This is a genomic window from Faecalispora sporosphaeroides DSM 1294 (assembly GCA_000383295.1).
GTDB lineage: Bacteria > Bacillota > Clostridia > Oscillospirales > Acutalibacteraceae > Faecalispora > Faecalispora sporosphaeroides.
The window spans coordinates 341,336-363,321 of the sequence record KB911068.1 but is presented as its reverse complement, the minus strand read 5'-3'; the positions used below and the strand labels follow the sequence as shown (position 1 = coordinate 363,321).

The 21,986-nt window shown below is 53.9% G+C and carries 23 protein-coding genes, 1 pseudogene and 1 riboswitch; of the genes and pseudogenes, 7 read left to right on the top strand and 17 right to left on the bottom strand.

Annotation, left to right across the window (positions count from 1 at the left end; genetic code table 11):
• Positions 1-196, top strand: a pseudogene (locus tag G340_RS18450) (IS110 family transposase); the annotation flags it as partial.
• A gap of 268 nt (positions 197-464) precedes the next feature.
• On the opposite strand, the gene G340_RS0108005 reads toward G340_RS18450, so the two are convergent.
• Positions 465-701, bottom strand: coding sequence for a hypothetical protein (locus G340_RS0108005; RefSeq protein ID WP_020073131.1), 237 nt, complete (start codon positions 699-701; stop codon positions 465-467).
• A 267-nt stretch (positions 702-968) separates the two neighbouring features.
• On the opposite strand from G340_RS0108005, the gene G340_RS0108000 reads away from it, so the two are divergent.
• A complete protein-coding gene (locus G340_RS0108000) occupies positions 969-2,066 on the top strand; it encodes a hypothetical protein (protein ID WP_027103916.1) in 1,098 nt (365 codons plus the stop codon).
• A 236-nt stretch (positions 2,067-2,302) separates the two neighbouring features.
• Here the strand turns inward: G340_RS0108000 and G340_RS16605 are convergent, their stop codons facing one another.
• The 12 genes from G340_RS16605 to G340_RS0107940 all read right to left on the bottom strand — a co-directional run bounded on the left by G340_RS16605 (position 2,303) and on the right by G340_RS0107940 (position 12,329).
• Positions 2,303-2,731 carry a hypothetical protein gene (locus G340_RS16605; RefSeq protein ID WP_020073129.1) on the bottom strand — a complete coding sequence of 143 codons (429 nt, stop codon included), beginning with the start codon at positions 2,729-2,731 and terminating at the stop codon, positions 2,303-2,305.
• Positions 2,732-2,998: 267 nt separating this feature from the next.
• A complete protein-coding gene (gene ribH / locus G340_RS0107990; RefSeq protein WP_020073128.1) occupies positions 2,999-3,466 on the bottom strand; it encodes a 6,7-dimethyl-8-ribityllumazine synthase in 468 nt (155 codons plus the stop codon).
• Positions 3,467-3,488: 22 nt separating this feature from the next.
• Complete coding sequence (locus tag G340_RS0107985; RefSeq protein WP_020073127.1) at positions 3,489-4,688, bottom strand: bifunctional 3,4-dihydroxy-2-butanone-4-phosphate synthase/GTP cyclohydrolase II; 1,200 nt, start codon at positions 4,686-4,688, stop codon at positions 3,489-3,491.
• 12 nt (positions 4,689-4,700) lie between these two features.
• Entirely contained in the window at positions 4,701-5,339 is a 639-nt protein-coding gene (locus G340_RS0107980; protein WP_020073126.1) for a riboflavin synthase, read from the bottom strand.
• Positions 5,321-6,418, bottom strand: a complete 1,098-nt coding sequence (gene ribD / locus G340_RS0107975; RefSeq protein WP_020073125.1) for a bifunctional diaminohydroxyphosphoribosylaminopyrimidine deaminase/5-amino-6-(5-phosphoribosylamino)uracil reductase RibD — start codon at positions 6,416-6,418, stop codon at positions 5,321-5,323. Before ribD ends, G340_RS0107980 begins: the two co-directional genes overlap by 19 nt.
• 1 nt (position 6,419) lies before the next feature.
• The gene (locus G340_RS18445; RefSeq protein WP_020073124.1) at positions 6,420-6,545 is read right to left on the bottom strand and encodes a hypothetical protein; all 126 of its coding nucleotides are present in this window, start codon (positions 6,543-6,545) and stop codon (positions 6,420-6,422) included.
• A gap of 19 nt (positions 6,546-6,564) precedes the next feature.
• Positions 6,565-6,679, bottom strand: a riboswitch (FMN riboswitch).
• Positions 6,680-6,847: 168 nt separating this feature from the next.
• On the bottom strand, positions 6,848-7,369 hold the full coding sequence (locus tag G340_RS0107965) for a DsbA family protein (protein ID WP_326522351.1): 522 nt from the start codon (positions 7,367-7,369) through the stop codon (positions 6,848-6,850).
• An 83-nt stretch (positions 7,370-7,452) separates the two neighbouring features.
• Entirely contained in the window at positions 7,453-7,644 is a 192-nt protein-coding gene (locus tag G340_RS0107960; RefSeq protein ID WP_020073122.1) for a capping complex subunit for YIEGIA, read from the bottom strand.
• Between the two features lie 23 nt (positions 7,645-7,667).
• The gene (locus G340_RS0107955; RefSeq protein ID WP_020073121.1) at positions 7,668-8,567 is read right to left on the bottom strand and encodes a YIEGIA domain-containing protein; all 900 of its coding nucleotides are present in this window, start codon (positions 8,565-8,567) and stop codon (positions 7,668-7,670) included.
• 120 nt (positions 8,568-8,687) lie between these two features.
• Positions 8,688-9,176, bottom strand: coding sequence for a (2Fe-2S)-binding protein (locus G340_RS0107950; RefSeq protein ID WP_020073120.1), 489 nt, complete (start codon positions 9,174-9,176; stop codon positions 8,688-8,690).
• Positions 9,163-10,002, bottom strand: a complete 840-nt coding sequence (locus G340_RS0107945) for an FAD binding domain-containing protein (RefSeq protein ID WP_020073119.1) — start codon at positions 10,000-10,002, stop codon at positions 9,163-9,165. Before G340_RS0107945 ends, G340_RS0107950 begins: the two co-directional genes overlap by 14 nt.
• Complete coding sequence (locus G340_RS0107940) at positions 9,999-12,329, bottom strand: xanthine dehydrogenase family protein molybdopterin-binding subunit (protein ID WP_020073118.1); 2,331 nt, start codon at positions 12,327-12,329, stop codon at positions 9,999-10,001. Before G340_RS0107940 ends, G340_RS0107945 begins: the two co-directional genes overlap by 4 nt.
• Before the next feature lie 102 nt (positions 12,330-12,431).
• Between G340_RS0107940 and G340_RS0107935 the strand changes: the two genes are divergently transcribed.
• Positions 12,432-13,679: a hypothetical protein gene (locus G340_RS0107935; protein ID WP_020073117.1), complete on the top strand. Its 1,248-nt coding sequence runs from the start codon at positions 12,432-12,434 to the stop codon at positions 13,677-13,679.
• 53 nt (positions 13,680-13,732) lie between these two features.
• Here G340_RS0107935 and G340_RS0107930 read toward each other — a convergent pair whose 3' ends face one another.
• The 4 genes from G340_RS0107930 to G340_RS18590 form a co-directional block, all read right to left on the bottom strand.
• Positions 13,733-14,437, bottom strand: a complete 705-nt coding sequence (locus tag G340_RS0107930) for a hypothetical protein (protein WP_020073116.1) — start codon at positions 14,435-14,437, stop codon at positions 13,733-13,735.
• Between the two features lie 207 nt (positions 14,438-14,644).
• Positions 14,645-15,184, bottom strand: coding sequence for a CBO0543 family protein (locus G340_RS0107920; RefSeq protein ID WP_020073114.1), 540 nt, complete (start codon positions 15,182-15,184; stop codon positions 14,645-14,647).
• A gap of 5 nt (positions 15,185-15,189) precedes the next feature.
• The gene (locus G340_RS0107915) at positions 15,190-15,750 is read right to left on the bottom strand and encodes a CBO0543 family protein (protein ID WP_020073113.1); all 561 of its coding nucleotides are present in this window, start codon (positions 15,748-15,750) and stop codon (positions 15,190-15,192) included.
• Between the two features lie 25 nt (positions 15,751-15,775).
• Positions 15,776-16,264: a CBO0543 family protein gene (locus tag G340_RS18590; protein ID WP_407635360.1), complete on the bottom strand. Its 489-nt coding sequence runs from the start codon at positions 16,262-16,264 to the stop codon at positions 15,776-15,778.
• Positions 16,265-16,754: 490 nt separating this feature from the next.
• Between G340_RS18590 and sdaAB the strand changes: the two genes are divergently transcribed.
• The 4 genes from sdaAB to G340_RS0107880 all read left to right on the top strand — a co-directional run bounded on the left by sdaAB (position 16,755) and on the right by G340_RS0107880 (position 21,928).
• Positions 16,755-17,462: an L-serine ammonia-lyase, iron-sulfur-dependent subunit beta gene (gene sdaAB, locus G340_RS0107900; protein ID WP_020073110.1), complete on the top strand. Its 708-nt coding sequence runs from the start codon at positions 16,755-16,757 to the stop codon at positions 17,460-17,462.
• Positions 17,435-18,328: an L-serine ammonia-lyase, iron-sulfur-dependent, subunit alpha gene (sdaAA, locus tag G340_RS0107895; protein WP_020073109.1), complete on the top strand. Its 894-nt coding sequence runs from the start codon at positions 17,435-17,437 to the stop codon at positions 18,326-18,328. The genes sdaAB and sdaAA overlap by 28 nt, the downstream gene beginning before the upstream one ends.
• A gap of 325 nt (positions 18,329-18,653) precedes the next feature.
• Positions 18,654-20,579, top strand: a complete 1,926-nt coding sequence (locus G340_RS0107885) for a sigma 54-interacting transcriptional regulator (RefSeq protein ID WP_020073107.1) — start codon at positions 18,654-18,656, stop codon at positions 20,577-20,579.
• A 344-nt stretch (positions 20,580-20,923) separates the two neighbouring features.
• Positions 20,924-21,928: a Bug family tripartite tricarboxylate transporter substrate binding protein gene (locus G340_RS0107880; protein ID WP_020073106.1), complete on the top strand. Its 1,005-nt coding sequence runs from the start codon at positions 20,924-20,926 to the stop codon at positions 21,926-21,928.
• Positions 21,929-21,986 lie beyond the last annotated feature (58 nt).

The following is a 21,986-nucleotide window of genomic DNA, read 5'->3' as shown; positions in this document are numbered from 1 at the left end:
GTTTCAAATTGTCAGTACGCACCTGAAACGCTCTCCACAGGACGAGCCGGTATACCAATTTCTTGACCGCAAGCGTGCCGAGGGTAAGCCTTATCTTGTTTACATGACCGCCGCTGCGAACAAATTCCTGCGCATTTACCACGCCAAAGTCAGAGACCATTTGAACGCTTTGGAGCAAATGCACTCGAATACATAGTCAGTCTCTGGATTTCACTTATTCAGGTGGGCGCATATTGTGGCCGCCTTTTTGTTATACTCTTTTTTCTACACTGAATTTTCTTGAATTTGGGGCTTGACTTTTGTTAGCAGGACTCCTTTTAAAATCATTGACACGGATAGTATTGACAGCATGGCGCCGCATTATGTGCAAGAATCGATTTCCGTCAGGCAATCTGCCCCGGGGAAGATTCCGGGAGAGCACGGAATTCCCTTCTATTTGACAAAACAAAAACAGGCGGAAGTTTTTACACCTCCGCCTGCCCGTTTCTGACTCTCAGCCCCAGCTCCGTGATCATATACTGGTCTTCGCCCGCCTGCCCTTCCCTGATTTTAGAGATGACATGCTTTTCCAGAAGCTCCTGAATATTTTCTTCACTCACCTTGTGAACAACCGGGCTTTTCTTAGTTAAAATAAAATTGTGCCCCGTCGCCTCCCCCACCTCGAACAAATTCAGGATTCTCCCGATTTCTTTGTTTGTCATCGTATCACCTCATTATAAAATTTCACCATATGCATCAACCTTTGATCAGCCACTAGTATTGCCTGCGGGTTTTGGAATATGCAAATTTTGGCCGTCTGAATCACACAGCCGCAGCGAGGGGCATCGCCGGCCCTGTAAGACGGCAGCCGCCGTTAAAGCGCGATCGGCCGCGATTATTATTTTTGGGAAGATTGGTACTGCGTATACCAACCGCGCATAGTATGGTAAAAGAAAATACACATACTGTAAGTATTGCGAGGTGCTACTATGGCAGAGAATCGGATTCGTCACATGTTCCCCGGAAATAATACCAGCCAGGGTTTCTTCTCTTATTTTGCCTATATACTTCCGCCGCAGAACGCCAGGCGCATCTATTGCCTGAAGGGCGGCCCCGGCGTGGGCAAATCCACCTTTTTAAAGCGCATCGGCGAGCGGATGACGCTGGAAGGATATGCTCTTGAGTACATGCACTGCGCATCGGACCCGGATTCGCTGGATTGTCTGGTGATTCCAGCACTGGGCGTGGCGCTCATCGACGGCACGGCCCCGCATGTTACCGACCCGATGTACCCCGCCGCCGTGGACGAGATCATCAATCTGGGCGAATACTGGAACGGGGAGGCCATCCGCGAGAGCCGCGATGAGATCATCCGCATCGGCGCGGACATCAAGCGGCAATACAGGCACGCCTATCAATCCCTTGCGGCGGCCAAGTGCCTGATGGACGACATTTTGGAGACGATCGAATCCGCGACAGACAGAGCCGGTGCGCTCCTGCAGGCGCAGCGGATCATCGACAGCGAGCTGGAAAAGGTGGCGGTAACCGGCAGGCTGGGCAAAACCCGCCGTTTATTCGCCTGCGCCATCACTCCGTCGGGCATCGTAAACCATTTGGAATCGCTGGCAAACAGCGCAGAAAAGGTGTATTCCATTCGGAGCGTGTGGGGCGTGGGCGTGCACGAAATGCTGAAAAAAGTGACCGACGAAGCGGTGTTCCGCGGGCTGGATGTGGAGCTGTATTACTCACCGCTTGCGCCGGAGACACGCATTGAGCACGTGCTGATTCCGGAACTAAAGCTGGCGTTTCTCTCGGAGCAGGACGGCTTCGAGCTGAAAAGCCGCCGCCAGACGATACTGGACCTGACGCAGTACACCGACCCCGCGCAGGCCGAACGGCAGAAGGATGCGACGGAGTTCAACTCCAAAACATTCGACACGCTGCTGGGCGAAGCCTTAAAGGCACTGGCCCAGACGAAAAAGCTGCACGATGAGCTGGAGGGGCACTACATTCCGCATATGAATTTTGAGCGCGTACAGCAAAAGCAAGAAGAGATCTGCGAACAGATTCTGGCGCTGGCAAAATAGCTGAACTGCTACTACTATATGCCTGTATCCCCGCTCAGTATGCGCCGAACTCTGGTCGCCATTCATTTTTGAACCGCCTTCTTTTGGCGCCTTTTGCCGCCGATTCGTCAAAAGGAGTTTTTGTCCTTATCTCCAGGTCAGCTCTTGACTTCGCCTTCATCGGCGGCAGTTGTTTTACAAACAGAAGCGCCCCTGTCCGTATTCCTCATTGCGGACAGGGGCATTTCTTCACATATTCAGTTGGATGTTCCCTGATGGGACTGCTGGTTCAGCTTGCGGGCTTCCTGCTCCGCCTTGGAATCCATGCTGCTCACGCTGGGAGTGCTCTGGCCGGACGAGCTCTGGCGGGACTGCTGGTTCAACTGCTGGGCCTCCTGCTCAGCCGCGGAATTCATGCTGTTCATGCCGTAAGAACTCTGGCCGGACGCATTCTGGCGGGACTGCTGATTTGCCTGACGAGCCTGCTGCAAATCCGAATCCGAGCTGTTCATGCCGGAGGAACTCTGGCTGGAAGAGCTCTGGCGGGACTGCTGGTTCAGCTGGCGGGCCTCCTGCTCGGCCGCAGAATCCATGCTGCTCACGCCGGAGGAACTCTGGCCGGACGCATTCTGGCGGGACTGCTGATTGAGCTTCTTTGTGTTTTCCAAATTGTCGTTTGTATTCATTTTCATTATCTCCTTTAAAATCAAAGTACGCTTTTAGTTTTATCCAAAATCCGATCATTATTTACCGATTGGCAGATATTTTTTTATTTGGCAATCAATTCCGATCGGGCAGTGGAAGACATTTTCTCCTCGACAAGCTTCTAAACAAGACCGTATTCAGTTACTTTTTGAGGATTTCAAAGCGAAGGACGACTATGATATGAGAAAAACAAAGCACCCGCCTTTTTTTAAACTCGACGATATGTTTTCGCTCCGGCCGGCTGCATTCTATGCTTCTATCTCGCGGATCAGGTTGACCATTTCAATCGCGCCCACAGCGCAGTCAAAGCCCTTGTTGCCTGCCTTTGTACCCGCCCGCTCTATGGCCTGCTCAATATTTTCCGTGGTGAGCACACCGAACAGGACGGGAATGTCGCTGTGCAGCGACACATGCGCGATCCCCTTCGACACCTCGCTGCACACATAGTCGTAATGGCTTGTGCTGCCCCGAATGACCGCACCAAGGCAGATGACGGCATCATATTTGCCGCTTTTGGCCATCTTAGAGGCGATCAGCGGAATTTCAAAGGCGCCGGGAACCCAGGCGACAGCAATCTGATCCTCGCCGACCTCATGGCGTTTCAGCCCGTCCAGCGCACCGCTCAAAAGCCTGCTGGTGATAAACTCATTGAACCGGGCGGCGACAATGCCGACGCGGATGTTCCTGGATACAAGTTTCCCTTCCAATGTTTTCATAGCGCATTCTCCTTTTTCCATTTTAAAAATTCAAAAGATGGCCCATTTTCTCCTGCTTCGTTTTCAGGTAGAACAGATCGTGTGCGGTAGCATCCATCTGGATTGGAACACGCTGTACGATCTCCATGCCGAAGCCGGAAAGCTGATAGACCTTATCCGGATTGTTGGTAAGCAGGCGCAGGGTCTTTGCCCCAAGATCACGCAGAATCTGCGCGCCGATGAAATACTCCCTCAAATCCCCCGAAAACCCCAGCGCGAGATTCGCTTCCAGCGTATCCATTCCCTGATCCTGGAGCGCATAGGCGCGCAGCTTGTTGATCAGCCCGATCCCGCGGCCCTCCTGACGCATATAGAGCAGAATGCCGCGGCCCTCCTGCTCGATCTGCGCCATGGCCGACGCGAACTGCTGGCCGCAGTCGCAGCGCTCGGAGCCGAACGCATCGCCGGTCAGGCACTCGGAATGCACCCGGCACAAAAGATTTTTGCCGTCGCCGATTTCCCCTTTCACCAGCGCTACATGGTGCTCGCCGTTCAGCTTGTTGCTGTACCCGTAAATTCTAAAATCGCCGTACTTTGTGGGGAGCGACGCGCAGGCGACCCGCTCGACCAGCTTGTCGCTTCTTTTGCGGTACTCCTGCAGGGCTTTGATCGTGATCATTTTCAGTCCCCATTTTTTCGCCAGCTCCATCAGCTCCGGCGTGCGCATCATGGTTCCGTCCTCCCGCATGATCTCACAGCACAGGCCGCATTCCTTCAAACCGGCCAGCCGCATCAAATCCACCGTGGCTTCGGTATGGCCATTCCGCTCCAGAACGCCGTTTTTCTTTGCCGTCAGCGGGAACATATGGCCGGGGCGGCGAAAATCCTCCGGCTTTGCGTTTTCCTCCGCGCATTTCATGGCGGTAACGCTGCGCTCGGCGGCCGAAATCCCGGTACCGGTGCTCACGTGGTCGACAGAAACCGTGAACGCGGTTTCATGGTTCTCTGTATTGTCGCTCACCATCTGGGGAAACCGCAGCTTTTTGCAAAGCGCTGCGCTCATGGGCATACAAATCAGCCCCTTGCCGTGCACCGCCATAAAGTTCACATTTTCCGTCGTGGCAAACTCGGCGGCGCATATAAAATCGCCCTCATTTTCGCGGTCCTCGTCGTCCGTCGCCAGAATGATTCTGCCCTGCCGAAGCTCCTCCAGAGCCTCTTCAATGGTGCTGTACTCCAACATTTCATTTCCTCCTTAAAAGCCGTGTTTCGCAAGAAATTCCGCTGTAATCGCCGTCTTTGGCGGCTGGGAGCCCAGAAGCCGCTCCACATATTTTGCGATACAGTCGTTTTCCAGATTGACGATGTCGCCGACGCGTTTTTCAGACAGAATGGTCTGTGCCGCGGTATGCGGTATGACGGATACGCTGAATCCGTCGTTATGAACCTTCGCCACCGTCAGGCTGATGCCGTCGACGGCGACCGAACCCTTTTCAATGATGTACCTCAGAACACGGGGGCCAGTCTTCACGGTATACCACACGGCGTTGTCGTCCTTCGTTATGGCGGCAATTGTTCCCATACCGTCGATATGCCCCGATACAATATGTCCGCCGAACCTGCCGTTTGCGGGCATCGCCCGTTCCAGATTGACGGCGCTCCCCGCACACAGGCTCCCCAGAGAGGAACGGTTCAGGGTTTCGTGCATCACATCGGCGGTAAAGCCGCTTTGAGAAAAAGAGGTGACGGTAAGGCAGACACCGTTGACTGCGATGCTGTCCCCGGAGCGAAGCCCCTCCCAAATCGTTTTTGCCCCAATGGAGACGGCGGCGGAATCCTTGCCCTTGCGGACGCTTTGTACTTTGCCGACCTCCTCTATGATTCCTGTGAACATGTGAGCACCTCGCTCTCCCATAAAAGATCCTCGCCGAGCCGCGTGAGCGTCGGCTGGCCCAACCGGAAGGCTTCCTGCGGGGAATCGACCCCGGGGCCCGCCACAGGCGTTTTTGCGCCGCCTAACAGCTTGGGGGCAATGTAGGCCTGAACCCGGTTCACGATGCCGCTTTGCAGCGCGGACCAGTTCAGGATTCCGCCGCCCTCGAGCAGAACGCTGTCGATCTTCCTTTCGCCCAGCACCCGCATCAGGCAGTTTAAATCGATGCGGCCGTCTTTTTCGGGGAGCACCGCAAGGTTGCAGCCCGCTTCCAGATAAGGCCGGTGTTTCTCACGGTCTGTTACCGCTGTGGCAAGGAGCGTACCCGCCACCGCCGCCGAGGTGACGAGCCTTGCGTGCAGCGGCGTTCGCAGCCTGGTGTCGCAGACGATCCGCAGGGGATTTCTGCCGTTTTCCATCCGGCAGGTCAGAAGGGGATCGTCCGCGAGAACGGTACCGATACCCACCATGATGGCAGCGTACCGGTGCCGGTCTTCCTGAACGCGACGGCGCGCCGCCTCCCCGGTAATCCACCGGGATTTGCCCGTGCGTGTCGCGATTTTCCCATCCAGCGTCATTGCGTACTTCATCACCACATAGGGCGTCCCGTTTTGAATGTAGTGAAAAAAGCTCCGGTTGAGCGCGTCGCATTCGTCTTTTTTAATATTTTCCGTCACCTCGATTCCGCGGGAGCGCAGAATTTTAACCCCTTTGCCCGAAACCTGCGGATTGGGGTCGCGGGAGCCGATCACCACCCGGCGAATGCCGCTTTCCAGAATGGCGTCGGTGCAGGGCGGCGTTTTGCCGTAGTGGCAGCACGGCTCAAGGGTCACGTAGATCGTGGCGCCGGCCGGGGAGGATTCACAGCTTGCAAGTGCGTTCCGCTCCGCATGGAGCGCCCCGTACCTTTCGTGATACCCCTGCCCGATGACGCGGCCATCCTTTACGATCACCGCGCCCACCATCGGATTGGGATTCACCCATCCGCAGCCTTTTTTTGCAAGTTCGACGGCCATACTCATGTATTGCGTATCCGTCATATCACACCTCCAAAACAGTAATGCCCTGAACGAAATCGTTCAGGGCATTACTGCGGCACAGAGAGCACCCGGCGCGGATGAAATCAAAAAAGCTCTGGAATAAAATGATTCCAGAGCAAAATTTCATACACAGATATCCTATATCCATTCATCTTCTTTCATCCAGACTATACTGTCGGCTTCGGAGTTACACCGAATCATGCCTTGCGGCTCGTGGGCTTTACCACCGGTAGGGAATCGCACCCTGCCCTGAAGATTCCTATTCAATTACACCTATCATACCACTTGTTTTGCGTTTGTCAAGAAAAAAGCGCGGCAAAGGGGAACCGTTTTACAGGTTTACAGGGATCGCGCGCCGTCTTTTACATGTAAAAGACACGGTTTTCTCCCGGCTGTGAGCGCATCCTCCATTGCGCGCGCATAGGCTTGTTAATCCGCCTGGCTCAGAAAGCGCCGGAGCTGTTCTTTGGAAACACCGATGTTTTCAACGGAATCTATCTTTCGGCCTTCCATCCGGTATGCCGGAACAACCCACACGCCGGAGCGCTCAAACGCGAGCCGGTTCGCCTCTGCCAGCGCCTTTTGGTAAGTTCCCTGCCGCAGCGCAAGCCGGAAAGCATCCGCATCGACAAGATCGCGCACAAAATCGGCGAGCGCGTCGACGCTCTCGATATCGATACGGTCTATCAGAGCCGCCCGGTACATGCGGTCGTGGTACGCCAAAGCATCGGCCCCGTTCTCCAGAGCGAAGAAATAGCCCTGTATGCACAGGTCGCTGTGGGGGCCGTATCGGTCCGGCCGGGGGTGCGCTTCGCAGGGGCGCCAGACAATGCCGAGCTGCGGATACTGCGGCATTAGCTCCGTTAAATACCCGTGCGCCCGAAAGCAGTAAGGGCAGGCGTAGTCAAAAAACACTTCCAATTCCCGTTTCATTTCATTCACCCCATTCACAGAATAAAGCGGAGAGGTAAAATTGTCAAATGTTTTTTGCGGTCTTCACTGAATCGACGCTCTTTTGGATTCGCTCCACCCGGTCACACGCCCATTACAATCATTGCGTCGCCGTTCGGGAGAAAAACCACACCGGCCTCGAACAGCCTTGCCATTTCCACGATCATCCGCTCGCGCTGCTCCGCATCCTGAATGTGCAGGCACAGAGGGTCTCCTCCGACGATTTGTTCGGGCTGATTGGTAAAGTATACCAGAATCTGCGGGTCTTTTGCCATTTTCCTCATTCCTTTCGTGGCTGCTAACGGGACATGATTCTGCGCACCTTCCGGCTGTTTTCCAACACGGGCGTATTTTGAATCGCCGCGATCATCCGCCCGATATCGCGGTCAACCGGCACCAGAGCGATCACCATTTTGTCCTGCTCCACGCTGCGCTTGACATACTGGTACGTCTTGACCCCCAGAGTGCTGGCCGCCTCATACAAAATAGCCTGCCGCTGCCCGGCGTTTTCCAGCGTGGCGCGAAACTGCTCTTTTTTGGGGGTAATCACAACGCCCAGCCCCTGTTGGAGAAATAATTCCCGCGCTACAGGCGAACCCGCCGCACCGGTGACGTAAACATCGTCCACAAACAAGTTGGAGCCCTGTATCTGAATCTTCCCCTGCCGAACAATGCTGATATCCCCCACCCGTTTTCCGCGCGTAAACCGCTTGAGCAAAAATACCGACAGCATCCCCAGCGCGGCAGCCGTGATTACCGCAAGCGCGCGCGGCAGGCCCTCCATCAGCAGCACGACGGAGGATGCGATCATGGAGGAAATCATCGAAATGTAGTTTCGCGCCTCATAGGTTTTTGAAATCCCGTCGATATACGCGTCCCCGCGGCGGGCATACCCGGAAAGCTCCAGATTGTTTAAGCTCTCCTGCTCCATTTTGCGGATATCCCGAAAATGCTGTACCGCCAACGCCAGAAAGGTGAAGGCCGCGTAGTCCTTTTCCAGCAGCGCGGGGATGGCGACGGCCCCGAGCGCGGCGGCAATAAAGCCCGCAAACAGATGGATGAACTGCCCGTCGGGATAGGTCGGCGTCTGCCGGTAATCCACCACCAGCGTGACGGCGCGCGCGGCCGTGCCCACCAAAATTCCCAGCCCGATCGCCCAGGCATACGTTAAACTCAGCATCTCCTCGTGAATCGGCATACCAAAGCGTTCCCCCAATTAATTTATACTCATCTATTCATCGTGCGGCAGTTGAACCCCCCGACCAACCTGTGCCGCTGTCAAATACGGCCACGGCAGGCGAGGGGCGGCGCGTTTGACTCAAACGTCGGCGTCCTGCACAGCATCATACATCAAATGAACCGCTTCTCGGATCTCCTGATAGCTGGTGCAGCGGCACAGGTTGGACTGCAGCCATTCCTCCACAACGATTTCGTCCGGCATGACGGGGTGCTGCGTCAACAGCGCGTGGCACACCATTAAAAACCCGGAGGTGCAGTACCCGCACTGAAACGCGTTTGCCTCCACAAAGGCGTTTTGTACGGCGGCCTTGCCGCCGAGCCCCTCCACCGTGGTGATTTTTTTCCCCTGAGCCTCCACCGCCAGCATGAGGCAGGACTTTGCCGGCCAGCCGTCGACCATCACCGTGCAGGCACCGCAGTCGCCGTTTTTGCACCCGGCCTTCGCGCCGGTCAGCCCAAGCTGTTCCCTCAGCACATCCAGCAGGATATCGGAGGGCCTCACCAATACCTCATGAAAATTCCCGTTTACATGGAGCGATAGAACCGTTTTTCCCTCAAACTCTGTCATTCTGCCACGCCTCCAACAACTCGCACAATGTGTTTTTGAATACGAAGGCCCGGTACTCACCCGAGCCCTCCACGTCGTGATAAGGCGGCTCCGGCAATAAACCGGCCGCTTTTTCCGCGCGGATTTCGGGCGGGAGCCCGCGGTCATTCAGCACCGCTTCCACCCGGCGGCTGCGGAAAGGCCGGGAGCAGATTCCGGAAAACGCCGCGCGGAGGACGTCCTCCTTCCAGATTGCGGTGACATTGACCAGCGGATAATCAATTTTTTCCTGCGCAGTCTTTTTGATATGGGCGTGGCGCGCCTGCAGCGCCCACACGGGGATATGCGCCTGTACGATCCATTCCCCCTCCCGCAGCCGCACCCTGCCGTCAAAGATGTTCTGAAAAGGAACCCTCCGCATTCCATCCGGCCCGCCGACGGTCACCTCCGCGTCGGACAGCAGCAGCGGCAGGCTTGTCTCGCGGTAAATAACGGTGCCGCACAGATTCCCGCCCAACGTGATTCTGCATTGGTTGGTGTGATCCGCGACCCGGCCGCAGGCAAGCCCCAGCAACGGAAACAGCTTTGATTCCGTAATCCGGCTCAGCGTGCAGGCCGCCCCGATCGTCAAAAAGCAATCGTCCTTTTCTAAAATCCCGCATTCGGGAATGCCTTTGATATCGACCACCGCGTCGGGATGAATGCTGCCTGCCCGGCACATCGTAATGATCTCGGACCCGCCGCCGTAGCAAACGGCCTTTTTGTTTTTACCCTGATACCGTTTGAATGCGTCTGCCGCTTCACGCAGCGTATCGGGACGGCAATAGACAAAATCAAATGGAATCATGGCTTCTCCTTCTGCGACGCTTTCCATATATTTTCCGGGGTCAGCGGCAGCGTCACCTCTTCTATTCCGAACGCATTGGCCAGTGCGTTCGCCAGAGCGGCGGGAATGGCGATGATTCCATGTTCGGCATAGCTGCGCATTCCATAGGGGGAATCATCCTGCGGCGTTTCCACAAAGTCCACCCGGTAATCCGGCTCCTGCCCAAGGTGCATCAGCTTATAGGTGCGCAGGTTCGGCGCCTGCGGCACCCCCCGGCTGCTGAAAGAAACGAATTCCCGGCTTGCCATACTCATTCCCATTGCCATTCCGCCCGCCACCATGGAGCGCATCGATTCCGGATTGATCACCCTGCCCACATCTATCACCGTTAAAGCGGAGAGAATCCGGTAGCTGAAGCTCCTGATGTCCGCTTCCACCTCGACCACCTGCGCGCCGAGCGTCCATGCGGGCCCCGTTTTCCCCTTCCCCGTTTTAGGGTCGAGCATGCTTAGGCCCTTGAGCATCATTCCGCCCCTCCCCAGCACCGGCTCGCCGATCGACGTGCCGTCGGGCGCCTGATACCCTTGCGCAATATCCTTGAACTCGATGAAGCGCTCCGGGTTCCGGATGGAATACACCCGCCCGTGAGACACCTCAATGTCCGAAACCGGGCAGCCGAAGGCCTGCGACCCGTTGCTTCGCAGCTGCTGCAGCAGATCGTCGGCGGCGCGCAGAACCGCCTTCCCGGCCATGTATTCGGTCAGGCTCGCCACCGTTTTCCAATGCTCCGGGGCCGCGCGGGTATCCACGCTCAGCACCACGTGTACCTTTTCACAGGGAATGCCCAATTTTTCCGCGAGGATCTGCGCCAGATGGGTCTGGCCGTTGGAGCCCATCTCGACCACCCCGGTGACCAGATTGACGCTTCCGTCTGTGTTAAAGGTGACGGCGGCCCCCGAAACGGCGTCGGTGGGGGGATTTTCAGTCTTCCAAAAGCAGGCGATCCCCTTTGCCTTCACCGTATTCTCCTTGATGGGGGTTCCGGCCCCGGCATCCCACTGCGAAAGCCGCCTTGCTCTGCCAAGGCATTTCCTCAAATCGCCGATCAGGCTTTCGGTGTAAGGCACCTGTGTGGGGGTTGTGCTGCCCTCGCGAATCGCGTTGCGGAAACGGAACTCCAGCGGGTCCTGCCCGCAGCGCTTTGCCAGAAGATCAATCGCCCGCTCTACGCAGAAGGTACAGGATTCATGCGAAAAGCTCCGGTAAGCGGTTGCATACGTATGGTTGGTGTACACGCACAAAGAATCGCACAGCACATGCTCCATGTGATACGGTCCGGTGCAATCCACCGCAATGGCCTTTGCCATATACGGCGAAATGTCGGCATACGCGCCGCAATCCAGGCGGAATGTCATTTGAGCGGCCTGAATGTTGCCGTCCCTGTCCGCGCCAAGGGTAATGTCCGCCTCCAGCCCGATCCGGCTCGGAAGGGCGGCCATGTCCTGCTCCCGCGTGACGATCAGGCGAACCGCCTTGCCCCCCACGCTTTTGGAAGCCAGATACGCCAGTATCTCCAGCATCACGGCGGATTTCCCGCCGAATCCGCCGCCGATGAACGGAACCGTCACCTGAATCTGCCCGGCCGGGATCATAAACGCGTCCGATATCTGCCGGCGCACCGCATAGGGGGACTGGGAGGAGGTCGTGATCTGCACCTTGCCGTCGGCGCTGATTTGTGCCCGCGCCGTGCGCACCTCCATCGCGAGGTGATCGGAGGCGGGCAGAGAGAATTGCTTTTGAACGATATAATCGCACTTTTTCAGGGCCTGCCCGGCGCTGCCCTTTTGTATACGGTAACGGCTGGCAATATTGGTTCCCTCCTCGGGGTAGATGTCCGTCAGCAGCCTTTTATACCCGGTCACCTTTTCATGAATGAGAACGGCGCCCGGCGATAAAGACGCGGAGGGCGTCAGCAAAACGGGAAGAGGCTCGTATTCCACTTCGATCAACCGAACCGCCTTTGCCGCGATGGATTCCTCCTGCGCAACCACAAGCGCCACCGGCTCCCCCGCATACCTGACCACATTCCGCGCCAGAGCGGGGCGGTCTAAAAGCAAAGGGCCGTGCAGTTCCTGAAAGTCGCCGCCCGTCAGAATCGATTTGACTCCCTTGACTGCCAAGGCCCTCGCCGTATCGATTTTCAGGATTCGGGCATGTCCGTACGGGCTGGTGAGCAGTCTTGCGCAAAGCAGACCCGTGACGGGAAAATCATCCGTGTACCGGGCAAGGCCGGTCACTTTCTCCCACGCGTCCTTGCGCTGTATGCTTTTTCCGATGGCCATAACCATGGTTTATAATCACCCACTCTGTTTCATTCTTTGCTTATTCGTATATTTCCAAAAATTATAGAAAAAATGTAAGTAAACCAAAAAGAAGGAAGGAATAAAACAATGAATCCCTTTCAGCAAAAGCCCGGAAATGTTGCGGACGGAATTTTAAACTGGTCCTCTGTGTACCCCACGCCCTACAACAAAATGACGGTTGATCCCTATACGAAGGTCCGCATTATACTGATGAACGGCATTGAGGTGGAAGCCGCATTGTTCAAGCATCAATTCCACCGGAACTGCCCGAACAATGATCTGCGGCGCGAATTGGCTTTGTCCCGCCGGGTGGAGCAGCAGCAGCAAAAACGCATCAATTGGCTCAAGCCGATCGATGAGACGCAGCTGGAAACGACCATAGGGTATGAGCATGTTGCGGTCGACCTGACCGCGTGGCTGGCGCAGAACGAGCCGAACAGCTATGTAAGGCAGGCGCTGGATTTCGCGCTGCTGGAGGACTTTGACCACCTGTACCGCTACTCGAACCTTCTTGATCTGGATGCGCAGATTCCGGCCCAGCAGCTGGTAAAAAGCTATGTGGACATCACCCCCGGGCGCCCGACGATCGCCGAGCACCGGTTCCCGTACGAATCCGTGAAGCACCCCGTAGACTTCAAAACGGCGGATATCCGCACCATGCTGAACACACTGATCATCACGGCAGGCGAGCAGCAGACCATGAATTTCTATATGAACATCGGCAACACCTATTACAACGATTTGGGCCGGCAGCTTTACCTGGAGATTGCGATGATCGAGGAACAGCACGTCAGCCAATACGGCTCGCTGCTTGACCCGAACGCCACCTGGCTCGAAAACCTGCTGCTGCATGAATACACGGAATGCTACCTTTACTATTCCTTCTACCAGGATGAGCTCGACCCCAATGTGAAATCGATATGGGAGCTCCATCTGGAGCAGGAAATCTCGCATCTGCACAAGGCGGTGGAGCTGCTGAATCAGTATGAAAAGAAGGATTGGCAGCAGGTGATTCCCGGCGGCGAATTCCCAAAGCTCCTCCAGTTCCACGACACCAGAGACTATGTGCGGCAGGTGCTCAATGATCAGATCTGTCTGACCGCAAACAGAGAGAACTTTGTCCCCGTTGATCAGCTCCCGCAGAATCACGAGTTCTTCATCTACCAGAACCGCGTGAACAGCGATGTGAACGCGGTGGCAAGCCACAATGTGATTGTGCGGCACCAAAGCAAGTTCAACGTCGATTACCGCGCGGAGTCCAAACCGAACCCCGTTCAGGGGCTGACGGACAATACCAGGGACAATACCGAGATTGCCCGAACTCCCGCCGTATAAATACAATACAGAAAAAAACTCCATCTTCAAATTGAGGATGGAGTTTTTCTGTTTTAGGAAAGGAAAAACTGAAGAGCGATGTCTGCGCCAAGCAATGCGCAAACGGCGCCGCTCCCCGCAGCGAGCCTGAGCCGCAGTGGAATCCGGCGGGCAGAGACACAGAGCCTTTGTTCCGCCCACAGAACGGGCCTTAGCAGAAAGCCCTTAAAATGATACCCGGCGGTAATGAAAACGCTCGTCATCAGGTTCTGCACAACAAAGTAGTTGACGCATTTTCCCGTGACGGCGACCACCGAAATCTCACGCATCCAGTCGGGAACGATAAACAGCAAGTACAGCAAATACAGCAGCCGCCAGCCGGTGTTCATAAACAGAACCATGGCCGCTTTTTGCAGAAGGCTTTTTGATTCCCCGGTCTTCATTTGTTGAAACACACAGATCGCCGCCGCCATTGCCGCAGCTTCCAAAACAATGGAAACGGACGGATTGACGACTTTATCGATTCGCCCCGGCAGCATCAGGTTCAGCAATTTGATGGACGAGCACAGGAGCCCCATCCACAGAATCGAGGATATTTTATTCGTGGCGCGGTATACGTTCGCCATAAAAAAGCACGCGACAGGGTACCACACCAGCCAGCCCATACCAAACGATATGAGATGCAGCAAATACCCGGCCGTAGCTTCAAAAATCCCCCACAGAGCGCCCCACAGGAGGATATCGTGCCAATCGTTTTTTCCGTATTCCTTCTGTTCCAAAATTCTCCCCTCCTTTTTTATCAATATATGAGAGCGGAGGGAAAATTATTTGAAAAGGAATTTCTGTTTTTAATCAAGCGGCACCTGCGCAAAGGCTGCCATTGACAGACCAAAGCGTAAGGAAGGCTTTTCTGCGCCCGTTGCGGAGTTGATTTTGGGGGCTTCTCCGGGCGTACCGGTTCGCTTGTGCCGAACCGGGGGCATGGGTCAGCCGGCTTTGGCTTCCATTTTTTTCAGCCGAACCATAATCCATTTTGTGCTAATCGCTATCGCAAAATACAACGGCATTCCATAATACGTTTTCCATGTGATCAGCTGATAAATACCGCTTAAAATAAAAAGGGGCTCCATCACAAAGCAGGACAAAACGGACATGACAGCAGACGCTATGGCGTAGCTTTTCCAGGTACCGAAATACTGATAAATGAGCGAGTATAAAAAAGGGAGACTCGCTAAATCAATTGCCGATATGGGGGGAAACAGGGGGAATATTTTAACGGGATACTCCCAAAGAGCAAGTTCTTCCCCCAGTTCGTCGAGTACCAAAACGAAAATACATACAATCCCCGCGCATAAAACAAGCTCACTCAATCTGGATTTATCGATGCATTTCCACCAGATAACTACCGACAGTATGAATACGCAAAGCAGAATCCACCATTTAAAGTGAAACAGTTCGTTTTTGAGCCATTCTTCAAAACGGCTCGCTGTCAATTCCCGTTGAAGCTCCACGGATAAATCTCTCATATCGATCACCCTGCATTGCCGATTCGTCTGTTTTTCTTTGAAAAATACAGTATTTTTTGAACAGTCGCTTTTGTGCACAATGCTGTCACGACATAAATCGGGTAGCTTTCATAGTAGTGCCAATTGATCAGATCGTAATAGCCGAAAAAGGTTATGATAGGCTCGACGACAAAGCAAAGTACCGCCGAACTGATCAGAACCGCGAAAACATACTTCCCTTGTTTGAACCGCTGGTATATCTGGGAGTAAAGCAAGGGAATGCTGATGAAATGGATGGAAAAGAACGGAGGGAACAGCGGGATGATATCAATCGGATAATCCCACAAAAGCAATTCCTCACCGTATTCATCTATGCCCATAAAAATGATCGTCAACAAAACCGTAAACAAACAGATCTCACTTAGTCTGGATTTGTCGACCATTTGAAACCAGACGATACAGAGCGCCAGAATGATGAAAACAAGCGCCCACCACCTGGGTTTTAAAAAAACCTCCGAAAGCCATTGGCTGATGCGCACCTCGGTAAGTTGTTTTTGTATATTGACCTCTTCCGGAATAAACGACATCAATTGATGTGCTCCCCTCTTGCTGTTAATCTATTATCGCGATATGAAAGCATAATAATCCGCCAACCGTGAGTGTGAACAAAATAAGCATGGCAGTCAAGGGCCTTTTTGAATGTAATCGCAGTAAGGGGAACACCCCAACATAAAGCAGAATAGACCAACCCACATTCCACCCATTGTAGTATTGCAGCTCCTGAATCTTATATAATATCAGCTCGACCAAAGACATGAAGGAAATGAAAGCGGTCGTATACAGGATTCGTTTTTTTCTCGCTTTTGGATATCTGGATAAATATAAAATGATAATGAAAGGAAAGATGAGGAACCCAAATACATAGTCCGCGATTGTATCCGTCATGTGAGAACCATAGAATAGCCACAGCGGCCGATTGCGTGTAATAATATTTTCCGTCATTGCCCCTACATTATAGAAAAGTATGGTTGAATAATACTCTCCCCAATTTTTCAAATCGCCGAATTTGCAGCACGCGGCAATGGATATGATCCCCAACACGACCAGAGTCAATAAATTCACCCCATTTGAAGGAATATAGGCCGGTTGATATTATTTACAGAAATTATCCGATAATAATCCTAGCGGAGTTTTTTAATCCGGCCATTCGCCCATGCCTTTTAGACCCCGGAACATTACGAGGCCGTTTCGCCGCACCATAACGGACGCAAATGCCCGGTGCCCTATGATGATCTGTGTCAGCAGAACCGCCCCTCGTAAAAGAGTCGTATTTTATTATCTGGAAGATATTTGCAGCACAGAAATAAAATAACAATTGACGAATGCAATCAGCAGCAGAATATTTCTCAGTTTTTCGCCAGAAATGCTAAAAAATCTCCGTTTTCTCCCGGCACTTCTGTTTTATTGATGAGAATTGTGGTAAAATGCAAATAAGATATGCGGGCTTTTTGGGAACCCTAATCCCCGGAGAACATCACCGGCCCTTGCGGCGGGCAGGGCAAAAGAACACATGCGGAAAGAGGCGGCAAATATGGAACTCAGTATTTTTGAGGTCGTTGGCCCGATCATGATCGGCTCCTCCAGCTCGCATACCGCGGGCGCAGCCAAATTGGCACGAATCGCGGGGATGATCGCGGGGGAACCGTACGACCGCGTATCGTTCGGGCTGCACGGCTCCTTTGCGAAAACATACCGCGGCCACGGAACCGACCGGGCGCTGGTGTTCGGCGCGCTCGGGTATCACGAAGATGACGAGCGCCTGCCGAACGCGTTCCAAATGGCAAAGCAGGCCGGCCTTTCGTATGATTTCTACGAGACGGAGCTGGAGGGGGCGCACGAAAACACGGCTGTCCTCAGCTTTTTTCAGGGGGAGCGCCTCATCTGCCGGGTGATCGGCTCCTCCATCGGCGGCGCGCAGATCATCATTACACAGATTGACGATTTCCCCACGCACTTCACCGCACAGTCGCCGGCGCTGATCCTGAGCTATCAGGATCGTCCCGGAGCCATCAGCAAGCTGACCGGTGTTCTGGCGGAATACGGGATCAACATTGCGGTGATGAAGGTCAGCCGCCTGAAGAAGGGTGGCACCGCGCTCTGCACGATTGAAACCGACGAGGCCATTCCAGAGCAGGCCGCCGAGCAGCTCAGGATCATCCCCAACGTGTTTCAGGTGCGCGCCATCAATCTTTTCAGAGAGGAGGAATCGCCGTGTACCGATCCGCAGAAGATCTGCTGAGCCAGACGCAGGAACGGTCTGTTCCCCTGTGGCGGATCGTTCTGGAAAACGAAATGGAGCTGACCGAAAAAACAGAGCAACAGGTGTTTGATCGGCTGGAGGCAACCTACCGGGTGATGGAACGCTCGGCGACAAAAGCGCTTTTTACCCCCCAGCGCGCCATCGGCGGCCTGATTACCGGCGTCAGCCGGATACAGAACGAATATTCCAATCTGGATTCTTCTCTGTGCGGCTCCTGGATAAACCGCTCCATGGCGCTGGCCTTTTCTTGCAGCGAGGTCAACGCGGCCATGGGAAAAATCTGTGCGGCCCCCACCGCAGGCGCCTGCGGAATTCTGCCGGCGGTGCTTCTCTCCGTGCGGGAGAAACGCAGCCTGACGCTGCAGGAAACCCTGTGCGGCCTGCTGACCGCTGCGGGGCTCGGCGCGATCATCACACGCAACGCGACGGTGGCCGGAGCGGAGGGCGGGTGCCAGGCGGAGTGCGGCGTGGCCGCCGCAATGGCCTCTGCCGCCGCCGTGGAGCTTTGCCACGGTTCGCCGGAAGCCGCCCTGCACGCCGGGAGCTTTTGCCTGATGAACGCCATGGGCCTGGTATGCGACCCGGTGGCAGGGCTGGTGCAGGTGCCCTGCGCGCAGCGCAACGCCTCTCAAACCGTAAACGCCCTGCTCAGCGCGGACTGGGCGCTCGCGGGCCAGCGCAGCGTCATCCCGCCGGATCAGGTGATCGCCGCCATGTACCACACCGGCAAAATGCTCCCCACCCAGCTGCGCGAAACCGCGCAGGGCGGGCTGGCCGCCACCCCGGCCGCCAAGAGCATCTTTGAAAACATCTTTCTCAAACACGAGGAAACGAAGGCTTTTTAAAAAACCCGGCGGCATCGTTCATGAGCCTGAAAACCTTACGGTGGATCGGCGGAAAGACCCGGAGCATTTCCGGTGCTCACCGACTGATGAACGGCGACGCTGTCGGCGGCTTACCCGCGCGCTTTCAAAATGGTTCCGTTTAAAAGCTTGTTGGGTATAAGGCGCACCGGCATAACAACATGAAACGGCGGAGATTTTTTCCCACCGTTTCCCGCCTTCTGCCACAAAAGCAAATGATATGCAAACCGCCCTTCTCACCGGCACATCCATCCCCTGTTCCCCACCGGCCGGGTGGAAACCGACTGCTTACATGCGGAGGCTAAAAATGATACATATTGTCTTTTTTTCGCCCTACCCGGAGCTCAGCAACGTAATTGAACAGGTGTTCCGGGAACGCCCCGACAAAGACGGCCTTACTTATGAGATTATTCTGGACAGCTTTAACAACACTCTCCAGCAGGGCTGCCACGGCGATGTCATTATTTCGAGAGGCTTTACAGCAGGTATGCTCAAAGGCACGTCTCTTCCCAATGCGGAGCTCAAAACATCCGGTTATGATGTGATTGCCGCTGTGGACAGATGCTTAAAGGAGCATCCCGATACGAAAAAAATAGCGGTCGTGGGCGCGTTCAATATGGTCTACGGTTCCGAAAGCGTGAGCCAGGTCTATAAGGACGTGACCATCAAAAGCTATTTTACGGAGAAGGAAATCTATTTAAAGGAAATTGTGAAGCAGGCAATTGAAGACGGCGCACAGATGATTGTGGGCGGATGCTCAACGGTTGCCATCGCGCAGGAGCACAGGATCCCCTGTCAGCTGATTGAATCGGGCAAGGAAGCGATCAACAACGCAATTGACGAAGCGATCCGAACGGTGGTGATTACGAGAAAGGAACGGCAGAAAAGCAACGAGATCGCAAATATTATGAACTATTCCTTTCAGGGGATTATCTCCTCAGACAGCGACGGAATGATCACGCTGGCCAACAATTACTGCCTGGCGCTTCTGGCAAAAAACAAAGCCTCCATTACAGGAGAGCATGTTTCAAATTATTTCCCGTGTATTCCGGTCGATGAAGTGATAAAGGAAGGGAAAAAGATTCTTTCCGAAATCTACCGGTTTCACGAGCTGACGCTCATGGTGAACTGCGTCCCGGTAAGAGGAAAGGGCGGAAACACCGGCTGCGTCATAACCTTTCAGGATATCACCAAGATTCAGGAGGATGAAGGAAAAATCCGCAAGGATCTTTACAAAAAGGGCTTTGTGGCAAAATACACGTTTGAGAGCATCCTGTATCGGGACTGTCTGACGAAGGAGACCATCCGCATTGCCAAAAGATTCAGCGATTCTGATTCCAACCTTCTGATTTACGGCGAGACCGGCACAGGCAAGGAGTTGTTCGCACAGAGCATCCACAACAGAAGCCGCAGAAAAAACGGGGCCTTCGTTGCCATTAATTGCGCGGCACTGCCGGACGAGCTGCTGGAAAGCGAGCTCTTCGGCTATGTGGAAGGCGCTTTTACCGGGGCGGCAAAGGGCGGAAAGATCGGCCTGTTTGAGGTGGCGCACAGGGGAACCATTTTTCTTGACGAAATCGGCGATATTTCTGCCAAATTGCAGGGCAGGCTGCTTCGCGTGCTGCAGGAACGCGAAATCATCCGTTTGGGTCACGACCGGATCATTCCCATCGATGTGCGCGTCATATCCGCTACGAACAAGAACCTTCATGAAGAGGTAAAGAAGGGAAATTTTCGGCAGGACCTGCTCTACCGCCTGGACGTGCTGAAATTGTCGATTCCGCCGCTCAGAAAACGCAAAGAGGATATTATGCACTTGATTCGGTATTACATTGAAGCGCAACGCAAAAAAGGCGGATGCGTTTTAAAAGGTCTGGATGAGGAAGCGCAGGGCTTGGCGGTATCTCACCAATGGTTCGGAAACGTTCGGGAGCTGCGAAATTTCTGCGAAAGAATCTGTGTGCTATGCGAAAAAGAATACGCGGACAAAGCCGATGTGATTGGAGCACTTGGGATACAAAACGCCCCTGTGCCTCAGTCTGTTTTCGGTGAAACGACGGAGCATCCGGCCGAAAGCGACAGGGGTTTGGCCGCATTACAGCAAACGGAAAAAAAGATGATTGTAAGCGCTCTGAAAATGTATCATAACAGCAAAAAACTGACCGCGCAGCATCTGGGAATCGATAAAAGCACTTTGTGGAGGAAAATGAAAAAGTATCACATTGACGGCTGATCGGCAGCCGTCAAATTCTTTCAAACCGGCCACTGTATCAGAAAACAAATGATCTGATACAGTGGCCTTATTGCAATCTTGCAATAAAACAATTGCAACGCCAATGCAATTGTTGCATTCATTTCGTTTTGTATTAAATAATAAAAATAAAAAACTTTTGAAAAATCAATATTTTTAATAATTAATTTACAAATATAGGCTCGTGGAATTATTCATAATTCACCAAAGAAATCAGCATCTGCCATTTGGCATAATAATTGCTTTTTAAGCTAAGCAAGCAAATCCTTTTCGGCGCATCCCTTTCCAAACCACAATGAAAGTAAACAAAAAATGGAGGAGAATTTATGAAAAAGGCGCTTTCATTCCTGCTGGCTTTGGCAATGCTGTTGTCCGTTGCGGGCTGCGGCTCCGGCGGAACGGCACCCACTTCCGGCGGAGCCGGCACAGCACAGCCCAAAAGCGATTATCCGAAAAAAACAATTGAAATGATCGTCCCGTTCGGCGCCGGAGGCGGCGCAGATATTGCGATTCGCCTGATTTCAAAATACGCGGAGAAAGAGCTTGGCCAGAATATCGTAATCAACAATATCACCGGCGGAAGCGGAACCATCGGCCTTACGCAGCTTTCCGGCGCAAAGCCCAACGGCTACACGCTCGGCTACTTTTCATCCACCAACTCCAACGACGATCTGCTGTTCCAGGGCATCAAATACAATGTGGATTCCTTTCAGCCGATCGTTGAAATTTCGGCGGATCCCCATATCATTGTGGCCAGCAAAAAATCCGGCATCAAGAATATGGCGGATTTGATTGCCAAGGCAAAGGAAAAACCGGGCGAGCTGAAATTCGGGGTAGGCGGCGCGTGGACCAGCTGGGATTTCCTGAAAATCAAGCTTGAGAAACAAACCGGTATCAGCATGAAACGAATGGTGTTTCAGGGGGGTGCCGCGGCAATCACCTCCGTGGCGAGCGGAGACTGCGATGTAGCGGTGCCTTTCGTCTCCGAAGCGCTCCCGCAAATTCAGGCGGGGAATGTCGTACCCATAGCGATTACCAGTAAAGACCGGTTTGATCTGGCTCCCGACGTCCCCACGGTAAAAGAAAACGGCATCGATTTTACGCATACCATGTGGAGAGGCATTGTTGCCCCTGCCGGCGTGCCCGACGACGTGGCACAAACTCTCTGCGACGCCTTCAAAAGGGCTTACGACAACCCGGAATACCAGGCAGAGGCCCTAAAGGCGGGAATGTTTTCTGAATTTAAAGCCGGAGCGGATTTCGAGGCGTTTTACAGGGAAAACCATAAAACCTATAAAGAAATGATCGACTCCACCAATCTTGCCCAATAATACGAATCCGCTCTGCGAACGCGTATGTGCGGAAGAGCTCCGCTCATTACGCACAAGG